This window comes from Kitasatospora sp. A2-31 (assembly GCF_022288725.1).
In the GTDB taxonomy this organism is placed as follows: Bacteria; Actinomycetota; Actinomycetes; order Streptomycetales; family Streptomycetaceae; genus Kitasatospora.
On the sequence record NZ_JAKNTA010000173.1, the window covers coordinates 1 to 1,466 of the forward strand.

Annotated in this window: 2 protein-coding genes; one reads left to right on the top strand and one right to left on the bottom strand. The window is 72.6% G+C overall.

The annotated features are described in order from the left end of the window. Positions 1 to 1,001 (bottom strand): NAD(P)-dependent alcohol dehydrogenase (locus tag MCM47_RS40610; RefSeq protein WP_238951819.1); only part of this gene is annotated, 1,001 nt, incomplete at its 3' end. A gap of 268 nt (positions 1,002 to 1,269) precedes the next feature. Here MCM47_RS40610 and MCM47_RS40615 point away from each other — a divergent pair. Next, positions 1,270 to 1,466: helix-turn-helix transcriptional regulator (locus MCM47_RS40615; RefSeq protein WP_238951818.1), on the top strand; the 197-nt coding region annotated here is incomplete at its 3' end.

Sequence of the window (1,466 nt, forward strand, 5' to 3'; positions counted from 1 at the left end):
CAGATGGTCGCGGTGTCGATGACGAAGCGGTAGCGGACGTCGCTGGTGAGGACGCGGGCGTAGGCGTCGTTGATCTGGTCGGCGCGGATCAGTTCGATCTCGGCGCCGATTCCGTGGGCCGCGCAGAAGTCCAGCATCTCCTGGGTCTCCGGCAGGCCGCCGATCATCGAGCCGGAGACGGACTTGCGGCCGATCAGCAGGGTGTGGGCGTTGATGCTGACCGGCTTCTCCGGTGCGCCCACCTGGACCAGGGTGCCGTCGGTCTTCAGCAGGCCGAGGTACGCGCTCAGGTCGAGGTCGGCGGAGACGGTGTTGACGATCAGGTCGAAGGTGCCGGCCAGCTCGGTGAAGGTGGCCGGGTCGGAGGTGGCGCGGTAGTGGTCCGCGCCGAGCTTCAGGCCGTCCTCGCGCTTGCGCAGGGACTGGCTGAGCACGGTGACCTCGGCGCCCATGGCGTGCGCGATCTGCACGCCCATGTGCCCCAGCCCGCCGAGGCCGACGACGGCGACCTTCCTGCCCGGCCCGGCGCCCCAGTGGTTGAGCGGCGAGTAGAGGGTGATGCCGGCGCAGAGCAGCGGCGCGGCGACGTCCAGCGGCAGCGCGTCGGGGATGCGCAGCGCGTACCCCTCGTCCACGACCAGCTGGGTGGAGTAGCCGCCGTACGTGGGCTCGCCGTCGCGGCCGATGCCGTTGTAGGTGAAGACCGCGCCCGGGGTACCGGTGCAGAACTGCTGCAGGCCGGCCCGGCAGTTGTCGCACTCGCGGCAGGAGTCGACGAAGCAGCCGACCCCGACCCGGTCGCCGACGGCCCAGCGGGTCACCCCGGGACCGACCTCGGCGACCACGCCGGCGATCTCGTGGCCCGGGACCATCGGGAAGATGCCGTCGCCCCAGTCCTCGGCGACCTGGTGGATGTCGGAGTGGCAGATGCCGGCGAAGCGGATGTCGATCAGGATGTCGTGCTCGCCCAGCGCCCGGCGCGGGACGGTGGTCCGCTCCAGCGGGGCCTTGGGGGCCGGGGCGGCGTACGCCGCGACCGTGCGCGGCCCGGCCCCGGCCCCGGCCGCCGGGCCGGCGGCGCTCGCGGCGGTGGCGGGGGTCGCGGTGTCGGTCGTGTTCGTCATGTGCCCCAGCCTGCGCCGGCGCGACGGTGGCAACCAGGTCAGCGGTTGTCGTACGACGGTCCCGCGTACGACCGCGGAACCTACGCGCGGGCAGCGTACGACCGGCCAACGTACGACTGGCAGGCTCACCCTCATACTGGGCCGCATGGACCCGCGCACCGAACTCAGCGAATTCCTCCGCTCCCGTCGGGCCCGGCTGCGGCCGGAGGACGTCGGTCTGCCGGACTACGGCACCCGTCGGCGGGTGCCCGGACTGCGCCGCGAGGAGCTGGCCCAGCTGGCCGGCGTGAGCACGGCGTACTACATCAGGCTTGAGCAGGGCCACGGCGAGAACGTCTCCAC